Origin of the sequence: Microbacterium sp. NPDC056057, assembly GCF_042266945.1 — a bacterium.
Classification (GTDB): domain Bacteria; phylum Actinomycetota; class Actinomycetes; order Actinomycetales; family Microbacteriaceae; genus Microbacterium; species Microbacterium trichothecenolyticum_C.
In genome coordinates, this window is the sequence record NZ_JBHJWS010000001.1 from 1,056,633 (window position 1) to 1,072,998 (window position 16,366).

The 16,366-nt window shown below is 69.9% G+C and carries 10 protein-coding genes; 6 read left to right on the forward strand and 4 right to left on the reverse strand.

All coding sequences use genetic code 11. The features are described from left to right. Positions 1 to 108: 108 nt before the first annotated feature. Together ACFC1K_RS04535 and ACFC1K_RS04540 are read left to right on the forward strand one after the other, a co-directional pair. A complete protein-coding gene (locus ACFC1K_RS04535; protein ID WP_375870622.1) occupies positions 109 to 1,287 on the forward strand; it encodes a thiolase family protein in 1,179 nt (392 codons plus the stop codon). A gap of 146 nt (positions 1,288 to 1,433) precedes the next feature. Next, positions 1,434 to 2,288 carry a hypothetical protein gene (locus ACFC1K_RS04540; RefSeq protein ID WP_375870623.1) on the forward strand — a complete coding sequence of 285 codons (855 nt, stop codon included), beginning with the start codon at positions 1,434 to 1,436 and terminating at the stop codon, positions 2,286 to 2,288. Positions 2,289 to 2,291: 3 nt separating this feature from the next. Here ACFC1K_RS04540 and ACFC1K_RS04545 read toward each other — a convergent pair whose 3' ends face one another. Beyond that, complete coding sequence (locus ACFC1K_RS04545) at positions 2,292 to 2,522, reverse strand: YkvA family protein (protein WP_375870624.1); 231 nt, start codon at positions 2,520 to 2,522, stop codon at positions 2,292 to 2,294. 255 nt (positions 2,523 to 2,777) lie between these two features. Here ACFC1K_RS04545 and pulA point away from each other — a divergent pair, with 255 nt between their 5' ends. Further along, the gene (gene pulA, locus ACFC1K_RS04550) at positions 2,778 to 8,792 is read left to right on the forward strand and encodes a pullulanase-type alpha-1,6-glucosidase (protein WP_375870625.1); all 6,015 of its coding nucleotides are present in this window, start codon (positions 2,778 to 2,780) and stop codon (positions 8,790 to 8,792) included. Positions 8,793 to 8,837: 45 nt separating this feature from the next. On the opposite strand, the gene ACFC1K_RS04555 is transcribed toward pulA, so the two are convergent. Beyond that, positions 8,838 to 9,185 (reverse strand): hypothetical protein, encoded by a 348-nt coding sequence (locus ACFC1K_RS04555; protein ID WP_375870626.1) that lies wholly within the window; start codon positions 9,183 to 9,185, stop codon positions 8,838 to 8,840. Positions 9,186 to 9,291: 106 nt separating this feature from the next. After that, positions 9,292 to 9,471, reverse strand: a complete 180-nt coding sequence (locus ACFC1K_RS04560) for a hypothetical protein (protein WP_375870627.1) — start codon at positions 9,469 to 9,471, stop codon at positions 9,292 to 9,294. A 205-nt stretch (positions 9,472 to 9,676) separates the two neighbouring features. Here ACFC1K_RS04560 and ACFC1K_RS04565 point away from each other — a divergent pair, with 205 nt between their 5' ends. Next, on the forward strand, positions 9,677 to 10,009 hold the full coding sequence (locus tag ACFC1K_RS04565; protein WP_310286114.1) for a YciI family protein: 333 nt from the start codon (positions 9,677 to 9,679) through the stop codon (positions 10,007 to 10,009). A gap of 52 nt (positions 10,010 to 10,061) precedes the next feature. Here the strand turns inward: ACFC1K_RS04565 and ACFC1K_RS04570 are convergent, their stop codons facing one another. Next, positions 10,062 to 13,898 (reverse strand): choice-of-anchor I family protein, encoded by a 3,837-nt coding sequence (locus ACFC1K_RS04570; protein ID WP_375870628.1) that lies wholly within the window; start codon positions 13,896 to 13,898, stop codon positions 10,062 to 10,064. Between the two features lie 208 nt (positions 13,899 to 14,106). Here ACFC1K_RS04570 and ACFC1K_RS04575 point away from each other — a divergent pair, with 208 nt between their 5' ends. Together ACFC1K_RS04575 and mmsB are read left to right on the forward strand one after the other, a co-directional pair. Next, positions 14,107 to 15,279, forward strand: a complete 1,173-nt coding sequence (locus ACFC1K_RS04575; protein WP_375870629.1) for an acyl-CoA dehydrogenase family protein — start codon at positions 14,107 to 14,109, stop codon at positions 15,277 to 15,279. Between the two features lie 25 nt (positions 15,280 to 15,304). Next, the gene (mmsB, locus tag ACFC1K_RS04580) at positions 15,305 to 16,204 is read left to right on the forward strand and encodes a 3-hydroxyisobutyrate dehydrogenase (RefSeq protein ID WP_375870630.1); all 900 of its coding nucleotides are present in this window, start codon (positions 15,305 to 15,307) and stop codon (positions 16,202 to 16,204) included. Positions 16,205 to 16,366 lie beyond the last annotated feature (162 nt).

Sequence of the window (16,366 nt, forward strand, 5' to 3'; positions counted from 1 at the left end):
GAGTCGGACCGATGCGCGCAGGCCCACCGCTTCTCGCGGGATCTCCGATTTTCGCAGGAAGGCGCCGGGGCTGAGACCCAGGCATAGGCTCGATGAAGGAGGTCTCCCATGCCCCACGCTGTCATCGTCGATGTGGTCCGCACCCCGTCCGGGCGCGGCAAGCCCGGGGGAGCGCTCAGCGCGGTGCACCCCGTCGACCTCGTCGCGGGGGTGCTCACGGCGCTGCTCGAGCGCAGCGGCCTCGAGTCGCGGCAGATCGACGACGTGCTGATGGGATGCGTCAGCCAGGTCGCCGACCAGTCCCTCAACATCGCCCGGCAGGCGGTGCTCGCCGCCGGGTTCGACGAGACGGTGCCGGCCGTCACCATCGACCGCCAGTGCGGCTCGAGCCAGCAGGCGGCGCATTTCGCCGCGCAGGGCGTGATCGCCGGGGCGTACGACATCGTGGTCGCCGCCGGCGTGGAGTCGATGAGCCGCGTGCCGCTCGGGTCCAACGCCCACGGCGGAACCGTGTCGCACGGCGTCGCCCACCGCTACCCCGATGGTCTCGTGAACCAGGGCGTGTCGGCCGAGCTCATCGCGCACAAGTGGGGATTCAGCCGTGAGCAGCTCGACGCGTACTCCGCCGAGTCGCATCGACGGGCGGCGGATGCCTGGACCCGCGGTGCGTTCGATTCCCAGGTCGTGCCGGTCTGGGGCGGTGGTCCCGAGGCCGTCGCGTTCGACGAGACGGTGCGGTCCGGCACGACCGTGGAATCGCTGTCCGGGCTGAAGCCGGCCTTCCGCACCGACGAGCTCGCCGCCCGGTTCCCCGACCTGGACTGGCGCATCACGGCGGGCAATTCGTCGCCGCTCACGGATGCGGCATCCGCTGCTCTCATCATGAGCGAGGAGAAGGCCGCCGAATTGGGCCTCACGCCCCGGGCGCGCTTCCACTCGTTCGCCGTGGTCGGCGACGACCCGATGATGATGCTCACCGGACCCATCCCCGCGACCCGCCGCATCCTCGAGCGCAGCGGCCTGTCGATCGGCGACCTCGACGCGTACGAGGTGAACGAGGCGTTCGCCTCGGTGCCGCTCGCGTGGCAGCACGATCTCGACGCCGACCCGGCGAGGCTGAACCCCTGGGGCGGTGCGATCGCGCTCGGCCACGCGGTCGGCGCGTCAGGCACGCGCCTGCTCGGCACGCTGGTGTCGTACCTCGAGGCGACCGGCGGCCGCTACGGCCTGCAGACGATGTGCGAGGGTGGCGGCATGGCGAACGCGACGATCATCGAGCGCCTCTAGGGCGCACGCGCCGGCGCCGTTTCGTCGAGGCAAAGGATTTCCGCCGAGACCGGGGACGTCGCCCTGGGTTTCGGCGCCGATCCCTTGTCTCGTCGATCGAGCCCGTGCTCTTCCCGCGGCGCCGGGTTCTCACCTATCGTTATTCGATGGATTACGATCGAGAAACGATAGGTGCGAGCACCGGCGACAGGCGTCGGGTTCTCCGCGCGGTGGGGCGGATCCTCGGGGTGCTCCTCGCCGTCGCGGTCGTCGGTGGCACGCTCGTGCTGTGTGCGGGGGCGTTCCTCGTGGGCGTGCTCGCCGACGACACCGGCTACAGCGAACCCCGCACCGCGGTGGACTGGATGCAGGCGATCGACCGGGCGACCTCGGCCCTGATGTTCGCGGCAGGGGCGCTCGCGGTCGCGCTCGTGGTGACGTGCCTGATCGCCGTGGCCGGCGCTTTCGCACGGCGCACGAGCTGGACCGTGATCGGTGTCGTCTGCAGCGCGCTCCTGGCGCTTGCCATCGTGAGCGTGAGCGTCAGCGGCCAGGTCGAGTCCCTCGTCGCCCGTGCCACATCGGCGGTCGGGAACGTCCCCGCGGTGGCGCCGATCCCCTCACCGCCTCCCGCGCCCGACACGCTCACCGTCGACGACGCCCGCGAGGAGATGCTCGTGATGCTCTCCACGACGATCGACGCCGCGGCGGCGCCCGTCACCACAGCCGACGGCTCGCCGCCGATCGGGGACCCCGCGCAGCTGCGAGCCGCGCCGTGCGGCGAGGTCGGCTCCCGCCTGGCATTGACCACGGAGCTGGCGACCGCCGACAACGCGGCCTCGCTCGTCGCGATCCTCGCCGCCTGGGACGCCGCCGGCTACCTCCCCGACCGCGCGGTGCAGGAGGACATCCGCTACAGCACGACCCTTCCGGTCGAGCGCCTGAGCATCCGCGACAAGAGCACGGTCGACGGGCTCCTCCACGTGAGCATCCAGAGCGCGTGCGCGGTCGCCGGCGGCTGACGCTTACGGCGCCTGCAGCCGGGCCTGCCACCGATGGTGCTCGCGCACCACGAGCAGGGCGAGGATGCTCCAGACGCCGAGGTCGTCGGCGAATCCGAGGGGTCCGAGGACGAGCTCGGGGATCAGGTCGATCGGCGAGACCGCATAGACGATCGCAGCGGTCGCGGCGATCCATGTCGTCGGCGCGACGCGGTGCTCACCGCCCTTGAGTGCCTTGAGGAAGCTCCACCACATGCATCGAGTGTGCGCCGCGATCGACCGATAGCGGCCCGGCGAGATCAACTCGTGATGCTGAGCGTTCGCTGATCGTCTCTGCAAGCGGTTGCGTGAACGGGAGGAGAACGGATGCCTCGGGCCGCGGCATCCGCTCGATTAAGGCCTTCTCATGATGTAAGCGCTTGCAGTTCTTGTGAACCTGCTGTTAGTGTCGGCCGCACAACTGCACCGCGGGCACGTCGGCGTGCCCACCGCCCCACCCCAGGAGCTCCCGTGTCGAAGTCGACCTCAGGACGTGCCCGCATCCTCACCGCCAGCCTTGCCGCGGCGGCGCTCGTATTGACGGGGGGAGTGGTCGCCATCGCGCCCGCAGCCGCCGCCGAGCGCACGTTCGCGCTCGTCGGCAGCCTGCAATCCGAGCTCGGATGCGCCGACGACTGGAAGCCCGACTGCGCGGCGACCGAGCTCGCCGCCACCGACACCGCGGGCGTCTACGCCGCCGAGTTCGACGTGCCGGCAGGCTCGTACGAGTACAAGGTGGCCGTCAACGACGCGTGGGACGAGTCGTACGGTCTGGGCGGCGGGGGCGACAACATCCCGCTGACGATCGACGGGCCGTCGACGCTGCGCTTCGTGTTCGACGACAACACCCACCGCGTCGGCCTCGAGGCGAAGAGCCTGCGCGCCGGGTACACGGTCGACGACGAGGCGCTCGTCGCCGCGCCGGTGCGGCAGCCGGGAAGCCAGGAGCAGTTCTACTTCGTGATGACCGATCGCTTCGCGAACGGCGACACCGCGAACGACCAGGGCGGGCTCGCCGGCGACCGTCTCACCACCGGCTTCGACCCGACCGACAAGGGCTTCTACAACGGCGGCGACATCGCGGGCCTGCGCGAGAAGCTCGACTACATCGACGGCCTCGGCACGACCGCGATCTGGCTGACCCCGAGCTTCAAGAACAACCCCGTGCAGGGCGAGGGCGCGAACGCGAGCGCCGGTTACCACGGGTACTGGATCACCGACTTCACGCAGATCGATCCGCACCTCGGCACCAACGCCGAGCTCGAGGCGCTCATCGCCGAAGCGCATGCCAAGGGCATCAAGGTCTACTTCGACATCATCACGAACCACACGGCCGACCTGATCTCGAACACGCAGGGGCAGTACTCGTACATCGACCAGGCGACGAGCCCGTACAAGGACGCCTCGGGCACGCCCTTCGATCCGGCCGACTACGCGGGCACCGACACCTTCCCGGAGCTGGACGCCGCGACCTCGTTCCCCTACACGCCCGTCGTGAACGACGCGACCGCGAAGGTGCCGGCGTGGCTGAACGACCCGACGCTCTACCACAACCGCGGTGACTCGACCTGGTCGGGCGAGTCGGTCACGTACGGCGACTTCTCGGGCCTTGACGACCTGATGACAGAGCACCCGACGGTCGTGAACGGCTTCGTCGACGTCTACCAGACCTGGATCGACCTCGGCATCGACGGCTTCCGCATCGACACCGCCAAGCACGTGAACTTCGAGTTCTGGCAGACCTGGACCACCGAGGTGCTCGACTACGCGCACTCGCTCGGCAAGGACGACTTCTTCATGTTCGGCGAGGTCTACGACGCCGACCCGGTGAAGCTGTCGCCGTACGTCCGCGACACCGACATGAACTCGGTGCTCGACTTCACCTTCCAGTCCTCGGCCGTCAGCTACGCCGCGGGCAACAGCGCGAAGGGACTGCAGTCGCTGTACGCGGGCGACGACTGGTACACGACGACCGACACGTCGGCGACGGCGCTGCCGACCTTCCTCGGCAACCACGACATGGGCCGTGTCGGCTACATGCTGCAGTCCACCCCGAGCGCGCTCGAGCGCGACCTGCTCGCGCACGACCTGATGTTCCTCGGTCGCGGACAGCCCGTCGTGTACTACGGCGATGAGCAGGGCTTCGCGGGCACCGGCGGTGACAAGGACGCGCGCCAGACGCTCTTCGCGACCCAGGTCGCCGAGTACCAGAACCAGAAGCTGATCGACGGCACCACCGCCGGATCGGTCGACCGCTACGACACGAACGCGCCGGTCTACGAGCGCATCGCCGATCTCGCCGCGCTGCGTGAGGCCCACCCGGCCCTGGTCACCGGCGCGCAAATCGAGCGCTACGCCGACAACGGCGCCGGCGTCTACGCCTTCTCGCGCGTCGACCGCGACGAGAAGGTCGAGTACCTGGTCGCGCTCAACAACACGACGGCCGCCAAGACCGTGAACATCTCGACGCTCACCGCGAACGCCTCGTTCGCCCCCGTGCACGGCACCGCCACGGGCGTGTCGACGGATGCCTCGGCCGAGGCATCCGTCACCGTCCCGGCACTGTCGGCCGTCGTCTACCGCGCCGGGACCACGGTGTCGGCTCCGGAGTCGCCGCTCGCCATCTCGGTGAGCGCGCCGGGCGCAGGCGCCGCTCTCACGGGCTCGGTCGCCGTCAGCGCCGACGTGGACGACGCGACGTGGCAGGAGACGAGCTTCTCGTGGCGCGTCGCCGGGTCCGACGAGTGGCACGCGCTCGGCACGGCCGAGGACACCGACCCGCGCGTCTTCCACACGGTGAAGGGCCTCGCGGACGGCACGCTCGTCGAGTACCGCGCGGTCACGACCGACGCCGCAGGGCACCACGCCGCCGCCTCGACCTACGCGTCGGTGGGCAACTCCGTGTCGCTCGTCGTGGAAGAGGAGCCCGAGTCGCCGATCGACATGGTGACCGTGCCCGGAAGCCTCAACTCCGAGATGGGCTGCGCCGGCGACTGGACCCCCGGCTGCGAGGCGGCGAAGCTCACGCTCCGCGCCGACGGCATCTGGGCCGGCACGTTCGACCTGCCCGCGGCCGACTACGAGTACAAGGTCGCGATCAACGGCACGTGGGACGTCAACTACGGCGCGAACGGCGTCCCGGGCGGCGGGAACGTCACGGTCTCGCACGCCGGCGGCCCGATCACGTTCTACTTCGACCCGCGCTCGAACATCGTGCAGTCGACGGCGGAGGGCCCCATCGTCACCCTCCCGGGTTCGGCGCAGAGCGAGCTGGGCTGCGCCGGCGACTGGGCGCCCGACTGCCTCGCGACCCTCATGGCCGACGGCGACAAGGACGGCGTCTACGAGTTCTCGACCGACGAGATCCCCGCGGGTGCGTACGAGATCAAGGTCGCGCACGGCCTCAGCTGGAACGAGAACTACGGCGTCGGCGGAGCCGCGGGCGGCGCGAACTACTCGTTCAGCGCGAGCAACGGCAAGCTGATCGTCTTCCGCTACACCCTCGCCACCCACGTGCTCGAGATCGAGGTCACCGACCCGCCGCTCGCCGGCGTGGGCGAGCAGCGCGCGCATTGGATCGACGCCCGCACCATCGCGTGGCCGGCCGACCTCGGCGCGATGCCCGCCGACGCCTCCTGGCAGCTGCACGCCTCGGCGGACGCCGGCATCGCCCTCGTGGACGGCGAGGTCACCGGCGGCGAGGCGATCGACCTCGCGGTCGTCGACGGCGGCCTCACCGCCGAGCAGAAGGCCGGCTTCCCGGCTCTCGCGAACTTCGTCGCGCTGCGCGTGCCGGATGGAACGGATACCGCCGCCCTCGTCCGCGGCGAGCTCGCGGTGTCGCAGCGCGACGCCGAGGGTGCGCTCTCGGGCTTCACCGGCGTACAGATCCCGGGTGTGCTCGACGACCTGTACGCGGACGCCGTGGCCGATGCCGCGCTCGGCGTGAGCTTCACGGCCAACAAGCCGACGTTCCGCCTGTGGGCGCCCACCGCCCAGAGCGCGACGCTCCTCACGTGGGACGCGGGTGCCGACGGCGACCCCGTGCGCCACGAAGCGGCGTGGGACGCGGCATCCGGAATCTGGACCGTCGCGGGCACGAAGGCGCTGAAGGGCGACGAGTACCTGTGGGAGGTCGTCGTCTACGCGCCGACCACCGGAGCGATCGAGACCAACCAGGTCACCGACCCGTACTCGGTCGCGCTCACGACGAACTCCGAGCGCTCCGTCGCGATCGACCTCGCCGACAAGCAGTGGCGCCCGAAGGCCTGGGAGAAGACGAAGGCGCCCGTGATCGACCGCCCGGTCGACCGCGCGATCTACGAGCTGCACGTGCGCGACTTCTCGATCACCGACGAGTCGGTGCCCGAGGCCGAGCGCGGCACGTATCGTGCCTTCACCCGTGACAGCGCGGGCACGAAGCAGCTGCGCCAGCTCGCCGACGCCGGCATCAACACGGTGCACCTGCTGCCGACCTTCGACATCGCGACGATCGAGGAGGACCGCTCGAAGCAGGCCGTGCCCGACTGCGACCTGGCGTCGTACGCGGCCGACAGCACCGAGCAGCAGGCGTGCATCGAGAAGATCGTCGACGCCGACGGCTTCAACTGGGGCTACGACCCGTTCCACTACACGACACCCGAAGGCTCGTATGCCGTCGATCCCGAGGGCGGGGCGCGCGTGGGCGAGTTCCGTGAGATGGTCGGCGCGCTGCACGGCATGGGCCTGCAGGTCGTGCTCGACCAGGTGTTCAACCACACCTCGGCGTCGGGTCAGGCTCCGACGTCGGTGCTGGACCAGGTGGTGCCCGGGTACTACCAGCGCCTCAACCTCGCGGGCGGCGTCGAGACCTCGACGTGCTGCCAGAACGTGGCGACCGAGCACGAGGTGGCGCAGAAGCTGATGGTCGACTCCGTCGTGACCTGGGCTCGCGACTACAAGGTCGACGGCTTCCGCTTCGACCTGATGGGCCACCACTCCAGGGAGAACATGCTCGCGATCCGCGCGGCGCTCGACGAGCTCACACTCAAGGGCGACGGCGTCGACGGCGCGGCGATCTATCTCTACGGCGAGGGCTGGAACTTCGGCGAGGTCGCGAACAACGCCCTCTTCGAACAGGCCACGCAGGGTCAGCTCGGCGGCACCGGCATCGGCACGTTCAGCGATCGGCTGCGCGACGCGGTGCACGGCGGCAGCCCTGTCGCGGGCGAGACGATCCAGCAGCAGGGCTTCGGCACCGGCCTCGGCACCGACCCCAACGGCGCGCCGATCAACGGCACGATCGAGCAGGCCCTCGCGGACCTCGCGCACCAGACCGACCTCGTGAAACTGGGACTCGCGGGCAACCTCCGCGATTACACGCTGACCGACCACACGGGCGCGGTGAAGGCGGGCGACGAGCTCGACTACCGCGGCTCGCCGGCCGGCTACGCCGACCAGCCCGACGAGATCATCACGTACGTCGACGCGCACGACAACGAGACGCTCTACGACCTGTCGGTGCTGAAGCTCCCCGCCGACACGACGATGGCCGATCGCGTGCGCATGAACACGCTGTCGCTCGCGACCACGGCGTTCGGGCAGACCCCGTCGTTCTGGCACGCCGGCACCGAGCTGCTGCGCTCGAAGTCGCTCGACCGCAACAGCTACAACTCGGGCGACTGGTTCAACCGGATCGACTGGACCGGCCAGGAGTCGACCTTCGGGTCGGGCCTGCCGCGGGCCGCCGACAACGAGACGTCGTGGGCGATCAAGCAGCCTCTGCTGGCGAACCCGGCGAACAAGCCGGCGGCGTCCGACATCGCCACGGCCGAGGCATCCGCTCTCGATCTTCTGCGCGTGCGGGAAGAGGTCGGGCTGCTGCGTCTCGGGTCTGCCGAGCTGATCGGCGAGAAGGTCACGTTCCCGAACAGCGGGCCGGATGCTGCACCCGGCGTGCTCACGATGCTCATCGACGACCGGGTCGGCGAGGATGTCGACTCCGAGCTCGCAGGTGCGCTGGTGGTGTTCAACGCGGGAGTCGAACCGACGACCCAGACGATCTCGTCGCTCGCCGGCCGCTCGTTCTCGCTGACGCCGGCGCTCGCGAACGGCTCGGACGCGGTGGTCAAGACGACCACGTGGGATGCCTCGACCGGCACCGTGACGGTGCCCGCGCGGTCCGCGGTGGTGCTGGTCGATCGCGAGCCGGTGGCCACGTCGACCCTCGTCGCGCCGACGAAGCTGCTGGTCAAGGCGGGCGGCAGCGTGACCGTGGCGGGCAAAGTCACCGCCGCCGACGGGTCCGCGCCGGTCGGCACGGTGACCGTCACCGACAACGGCAAGGTCGTGGCGAGCGTCGAGCTCACTGCGGCGGCGAAGGGCAAGGTCGCGGTCGACGTGAAGCTCTCGGGCCGGGGCGTGCACCTGATCCGCACCGCGTTCACCGGTGCCGGCGACTACGAGGGCTCACGGGCGGCGATCCCCGTCCCCGTGCTCGTCTACTGACAGGTCCTGCCGGGCGGGCGCATCCCGCCCGGCAGGACGTTGCGGTCAGAGCGCGAGCCGGGTGAGCAGGAGGTCGGCGGTGCGGGAGACCGCCGACAGCTGCCACGGCACCACGACGAGGGCGATGACGGCGAAGATCGCGATCGTCGACAGGCTCGCCCGGCGGACGATGCGGTCGACGAGCAGTCCCAGGACGGTGATGATGGCAACGGTCGCGCCCGCGACGCTCGCGAACGCCATCCGCACGGAGGCGGCGTCGTCGGGAGCTTCGTAGCCGGTGGTCAGCAGCGCGAGCCCGATCGGCACGATGACGAGGCCCCCGAGAAGGATGAGAGGCGCGGAGAAGCCGCGCAGGCTCGTACCGGGGCGGGGCTTCGTCGCGACGTCCGTCATGGCGCGAGCTTAGGGGAGCGGGGACCCGATGCGCAGCAGATCTCCGTTGCGATCGACGACGGGGAACTCGCACATGCCGTCGGCGGTGTCGACCGGGGCGACAGAGCTAGAGCAGCTCCATCAGCTCCGGGCCGAACACCGCGACGGCGGCCGCGGCGACGCCTGCCACTCCGATGGCGGCGATCGTCACGACGACGATGTTGCCGCCGATCGTGAGGAGCAGTGCGGCGGCCGTGGACAGCTCGCGGTGGCGGGTGACCGGGACGGTGGATGTCGTGCTGACCATGCCTTCGACGCTACGGAGCGGGTCGCGGCGCCGCGTCAGCCCGGAGTCTCATCCGGGTCCACCCGGAGGATGATCTCTGCGGTCGAGCCAGGGCGGGAATCCGCGTGGAAGAACTTTCTCGTGCGAAGTGTCGACATCGTCGCCGGTCAGGCGACGACCGGAGTGAGGCTGGCGGACAGCCGCCCACAACCGGAAGGATCACCCCATGAAGTACATGATGTTCGTCGTCACGTCGCTCGAGCCCGATGCCGAGACCGACGAGTCCGACGTCGACCTGTGGGTCGACCCGCTCGACGCGAGCGGCAAGCGCGTCATCGGCGAGGTGCTCGCGCCGCAGGCCGACTCCACGGTGGTGAAGGTGCGTGGCGGCAAGGTTCTCACGAGCCGCGGTCCGTACGTCGAGACGGCGGAGGTCATCTGCGGCTTCGACATCCTCGAGGTGGACAACCTGGAGGAGGCGATCGAGATCGCGTCGCGGCATCCGATGGCACGGAACGGCCAGCTCGAACTGCGCCCGTTCATGGTCTGGGACCAGTGACACGAAGAGGCGGCCCCCACCCGGAGGTGGGGGCCGCCTCGTGTGCGGTCTGTCAGTCCGCGGTGCTCTCGCGACGCTTGCGGATCACGAAGAGCGCCGCGCCTGCGACCATCAGCAGCGCTGCGCCGCCGACCGCGATGCCCCACGGGAACTCCGAGCCGGTCGCGGCGAGGGCTCCGGGAGCCACGACCGTGACGCCCACCTCGATCGGGTCGAGACCCGCCGACGTGATCACCAGGCGGTGGTCGCCGAGCGCGATGTCCGACGGGATCGCGACGGCGAAGCTCAGACGGCCCTGCGCGTCGGCGGCCGGGATGCCCGAGACCACGACCGGGTCGCTGAAGAGCGTCGCGGCCACCGTCTGGCCCGGCTCGAGGCCCGAGAGCGAGACGCGCAGCGTGCCGCCCTGCTCGACACGGCCGGAGCCCACGTCGACCGTCGCCCAGTCGCCGCCGCGCTGCACGCCCGCCGCCGGCGGGTTGCCGCCGGGGTTCACGGGTGTGGGCGGGGTGGTGGTGCCGGGGTCGGTACCCGGGTCGGTGCCCGGGTCCGTTCCGGGGTCGGTGCCCTCGACCGGGGGCTGCTCGCCGATCAGGTACGCGCGGTTCGCGGGCGACGGTGCGACCGGCCCACCGGCGGCGGCGAAGAAGTCCACCGTCGCCTGCAGGTCGATCTGGCCCGAGTCGAGCACGTTCGTGCCGTCGGCGAAGGAGAAGAAGTTGTCGCCACCGGCCGAGAGGAACGAATTCGTCACGACGCGGAAGGTGTCCGTCGGGTCGATCTCCTCACCCTGGTACTGCATCGATACGACGTGGGCACCGCGAGCGGCCGCCGGGTCGTACTCGAACGTGAAGCCCTTCGAGACGCCGAGGGCGAGCTTCGGGCGCGACGCGCCGTCGGGCTGCCACTGCTGCTCGAGGATCTCCTTGATCTGCACGCCGGTCAGGTCGAGCGTGACCAGGGTGTTGCCGAACGGCTGGACGTTCGCGACCTCGCGGTACGACATCGCGCCGTTGTCGTCGCCGAACAGCAGGTCGTTGCGGAGGCCGCCCGGGTTCATGAACGCGATCTGGGCGTTCGCGCCGCCGTAGTTCGGGTTCGCGCTCGTCGCCCACAGGTAGACGTCGGCGACGGTGTTGCCGAGCGTGGAGTGCACGCCGCGGTCCTCGCTGCCGGTCGAGGTCTTGCCGCGGAGGATGTCGGCCGTGATCGAGCCGACCTGCACCTGGCCCTTCTCGTTCGCGACCTTCACGGCCTCGCCGACGATCGAGGTCGTGTCGGTCTGCGGGTACGCGACGTGCTGGCTCACGACCGAGTCGTACAGCGAGACGGTGCCACCCGTGATCGACTCGAGTTCGCCGGTCTCGGTCAGCTCGATGTCGAGCGTGCCGAGGGCGGTGCCGTACTGGTGCGCCTGGATGACCGGGCGACCGCCGATCTCGTGCGCATACCTCTGGTGCGTGTGCGCCGAGACGATGGCGTCGATGTCGTCCGACGCGTTCTCGACCAGGTCGCCGAACGCGTCGTCGGCCTGGCTGGCCTCGAGCGCCGAGCTCGCGGCGCCCTCGTGGGCGAGCAGGATGACGACGTCTGCGCCTTCGTCCACAGCATCCGCTGCCGCGTCGTTGGCCGAGTCGACCAGGTCGCGGAACTCGATGTCGGCGATGCCGTCGGGGCTCACCATGCCGGCCGTCTGCGTCGTGACCACGCCGACGAAAGCGATCTTCGTGCCGTTGACCGTCTTGATCGTGTACGGCTGCAGCGCGTGCTCGTCGGTGCCCTTGGTGAAGACGTTGGCACCGAGGGCGAAGTCGCTCATCGCGTCGGCGTTCTGGTCGCCCTCGTAGCTCGGGATGACGTCGTTCACCAGGTCGTCGAAGCCCTGGTCGAACTCGTGGTTCCCGACCGCGCTGGCGTCGAGGCCGGCCGCGACCAGCGCGTCGATCGTCGGGTCGTCGTCGTCGATGAACGACTCGAACGCCGAGGCGCCGATGTTGTCACCGGCCGAGACGAAGAGCGTGTTCGGGTTCTGCTGACGGTACTTGTCGACCGCACCCGCGAGCACGGCCGCACCCGCGACTCCGCCGGTCTCCTGCACGAGGCGCCCGTGGAAGTCGTTGATCGTCAGCACGCGCACGTCGGGCTGCGAGGCGGTGAGCTGCTCGACGTCCCACACGGTGGTGGTGCCCGAGACCTCGCTGCCCACGACGACCTGCGGAGTGCCGGTCGACGAACGCAGCGCCGAGATGAACTGGATGCCCTCAGGGCCGAGGTCGCCGGCCGCGGACGTCTTCACGTCCTTCGTGAAGTCGCGGTTGTTGACGTACGTGACGTACTGCGCCGCCGCGGGGTCGGTGATGTCGTAGACCATCACGCCGCCGACGCGCTCCAGACCGACGAAGGCGTAGGTCTTGCCGCCGACGACGCCGACCGTGACGTTCTCGGGCTCGGGGCCCTTGTCGTCGCTGCGGTCGTTGCTGTTGTTGTTGTCGTTGCTGGCGTTGAAGACCAGTCCCGGGATCTGCGACGTGATCTGCTCGAAGTCGTCGCCCGAGTCGAACACCAGGTTGCCCTTGGTGTCCCAGATCGAGAACGAGCGACCGCCGTAGGAGTACAGCTCGCTGTAGCAGTCGGCGCCGTCGGCCTTGCCGAGGTCGGTGACCACCTTGAGGCGACCGAGGACGTCGTCCTTCTGGATGTTCGCGATCTCCGAGAGCGGCCCGGTCGCGCAGATGCCGGCGAGGCCGTCCTTGCCGAGGTCCTTGATGCGGGCCTCGTCGATGAAGTACGAGTCGGTGTCTTCCACGCCCCACTCGCGCGCGTCGCCCTCGTTCGCGGTGACGAGGTACGTCGCGGTCTTGCCGCCGACGGTCGCCTGGAACGACTGGATGCCGTCGGGCATGTAGAGGCCCTTGAGGCCGGGGTAGGTCGTGATGTTGACGGTCGGAGCGCCCTGCGGGTCGCGGTCGCTCGCGTCGAGACCGTTTCCTGCGGCGCCGTAGTCCTTGTACCCGAGCGGGAGGATCGAGGTGATCTCGGGCTTGGTGAGGTCGATGACCGCGATCGCGTTGGCCTCCTGCAGCGCCGCGTAGGCGGTGGTGCCGTCGACCGTGATGTACTCCGGCTCGAGGTTGCGGCTCACGCGGTTGGCCGTGAGCGGCTTGTCGCCCTGGTCGGGTGCTGCGACGTCGGGGCCGAACACGCGCACCTTCGGGTCGAGCGTCTTGGCGCCACCGGCCTCGAAGGCGCCGAAGCCGGCGGTCTTGACCGCACTCTGGGCCGGGGCGGCGACGCCGGCCGGAAGCGTCACGACGCTGATCGAGCCCTCGGGGTCCAGCGAGAAGTCGTCGGCGGGCTCGCCCTCGTTCGCAACGACCGCGTACTTGCCGTCCTTCGAGACGGTGACCATGTCGGGGAGGGCCCCGACCTCGACCTGTCCGAGCACTGCGGCTTCGGCCGAGTCCTTGTTCGCGTCGAAGAACACGAGATGACCCTTGTCGGTCTTCTCCTCGGCCTCGAAGGCGACGACCCCCAGGCCGTCGTCGCGGACGGCGAGGGAGTTGGCGACACCCGTCGAGGCGATCGAGAACAGTTCGGTCGGGTGCTCGGGGTCGGTGTTGTCGAGCACGACCACCGTGCCGGCCTGCGCGTTGACCACGAACAGGCGGTCGCGGTAGGCCTGCACGATCTCGGCGGCGGACTCCCCGTAGACGCCGGACTCGTGCGTGCCGAGCGGGGTCAGCGCGACTGCGGCGTTCGGGGCGGAGTCGCTGAAGTAGTCCGGAACGAGCGCGGCGGATGCCGCGGTGCTGCTTGTCAGCGCGAGAGCGCAGACGGCCGCGGTCGTCGCGGTGAACGCGACGGCGCGGCGGAGAAGATGCGAAGGCATGCGTGTCCTCGGTAAGGGGGTGACGGGTGCGACACGGAATGGAACCCAGCGTCCAGACCGAATCGGTTCGAGCCTCTCTAGCGAAGGTGACCCCAGGGTGAACGGCGCAAGACCACTCGGGTGCACGGATTACCGAGCAACTACATGGATGTCCTAGTATTCTGGAAGTCGTGACGAAGCCGTCACCCTGACTCACCGGAGAGACGTAATGGACGCCACCCCTGTCCCCGTGCTCGCTCCCGTCGCCATCAGCGAAGACGAGCGCGCAGCCATCATCGAAGCCGTGCGCGATTTCGCGCAGTCCGAGCTCGCGCCGCACGCGCTGGAGTGGGACGCGACGTCGCACTTCCCCCGCGAGACGCTGCAGCTCGGCGGCGAACTCGGTCTCGGCGGCATCTACGTCCGCGAGGACGTCGGCGGCTCGGGCCTCTCGCGCTCCGACGCGGCCGCCATCTTCGAGGAGCTGGCGAAGGGCGACCCCGCCATCGCCGCCTACATCTCGATCCACAACATGGTGGCGTGGATGATCGACACGTACGCCACCGACGCTCAGCGCCAGGAGTGGCTTCCGCTGCTGACCTCGATGCAGGGCTTCGGCAGCTACTGCCTCACCGAGCCGGGTGCCGGGTCCGACGCCGCCGCGATCGCCACGAGCGCGATCCGGTCGGGCGACGAGTACGTGCTGACCGGCGTCAAGCAGTTCATCTCCGGCGGGGGCGAGGCATCCGTCTACATCGTCATGGCCCGCACCGACGCCGACGCCGGCGCGCGCGGCATCACCGCGTTCCTCGTGCCGGCCGACACCGCCGGGCTGTCGTTCGGGCAGCTCGAGCACAAGATGGGATGGAACGCCCAGCCGACGCGGCAGGTGATCCTCGACGAGGTGCGCGTGCCCGCCGCGAACATCCTCGGCGGCGAGGGCCAGGGCTTCAAGATCGCGATGTCGGCTCTCGACGGCGGCCGCATCAACATCGCCGCCTGCTCGTTGGGCGGCGCGCAGTGGGCCCTCGACCGCGCGGTGACGTATGTGCACGAGCGCTTCACCTTCGGTGAGCCGCTCGCCGAGAAGCAGGCCGTGGTGTTCACGCTCGCCGACATGGCCACCGAGCTGCGCGCAGCGCGCGCGCTCGTGCGCGATGCCGCCGCCGCCCTCGACGCGAAGGCGCCCGACGCCTCCATGCAATGCGCGATGGCCAAGCGGTTCGCCACGGACGCGGGCTTCACCGTCGCGAACCAGGCGCTGCAGCTGCACGGCGGCTACGGTTACCTGCACGAGTACGGGATCGAGAAGGTGGTGCGAGATCTGCGTGTGCATCAGATCCTGGAGGGGACGAACGAGATCATGCGCGTGATCATCGGCCGCCAGCTGCTCGCGCACTGACGATCTCAGGACGAGGAGGTCCGACATGAAGGTCGCATTCCTGGGGCTCGGCCATATGGGCCTGCCCATGGCACGGAATCTCTCCGGCAGCGGACACGAGGTCGTCGGCTTCGACGTCTTCCCCGCCGCGGTCGACACGGCGCGAGAGGCGGGGTTGACCGTCGCGGAGTCGGGAACGGATGCCGCCACCGCCGCGGACGTCGTCATCACGATGTTCCAGTCCGGCGCGCAGGTGCTCGAGGCCTATCGGGGCTTCGGCGGGGCTCCAGGACTCCTCGGGGTCGCAGCATCCGGAGCCCTGTTCATCGACTGCTCGACCATCGCCGTGGACGAGGCGCGCGCCGCGCACGCGCTCGCCGAGGCGGCCGGGCACCGCTCGCTCGACGCCCCGGTCTCGGGCGGGGTGGTGGGCGCAGAGAACGCCACGCTCGCGTTCATGGTCGGCGGCACGGACGACGACTTCGAGGCGGCACGGGCGCTCCTCGAGGCGATGGGCCGCCGCGTCGTGCACTGCGGCGGCGCCGGGCTCGGCCAGGCCGCGAAGGTGTGCAACAACATGATCCTCGCGGTGTCGCAGATCGCGGTGGCCGAGGCGTTCGTGCTGGGCGAGCGGCTGGGGCTCTCGCACCAGGCCCTCTTCGACGTCGCCTCGAACGCGTCGGGCCAGTGCTGGGCGCTGACGACGAACTGCCCCGTGCCGGGTCCCGTGCCGACGAGTCCCGCGAACCGCGACTACCAGCCGGGCTTCGCGGGCGCCCTCATGAACAAGGACCTGGGCCTCGCCGAGCAGGCGATCCAGCTCACCGGGGTGGATGCCCGCATGGGCATGCTCGCGCGCGAGATCTACGCCCACTACGCCGACGGCCCCGGCGCGGGCCAGGACTTCTCCGGAATCATCAACTCGATCCGCGAGTTCTCCGACTGATCCGAGCCCGGCCCCGACCGCTCACCTGTCACGATCTGCCGCGGGGCGCGGCACTTTGTGACAGGTGAGCAGAATCTGCCTCGGCCCCCATCGGTTCACCTGTCACGAACTGCTGCCGGGGGCGACACAATGTGACAGGCGAGCAGCAACCCGCAACCGAGG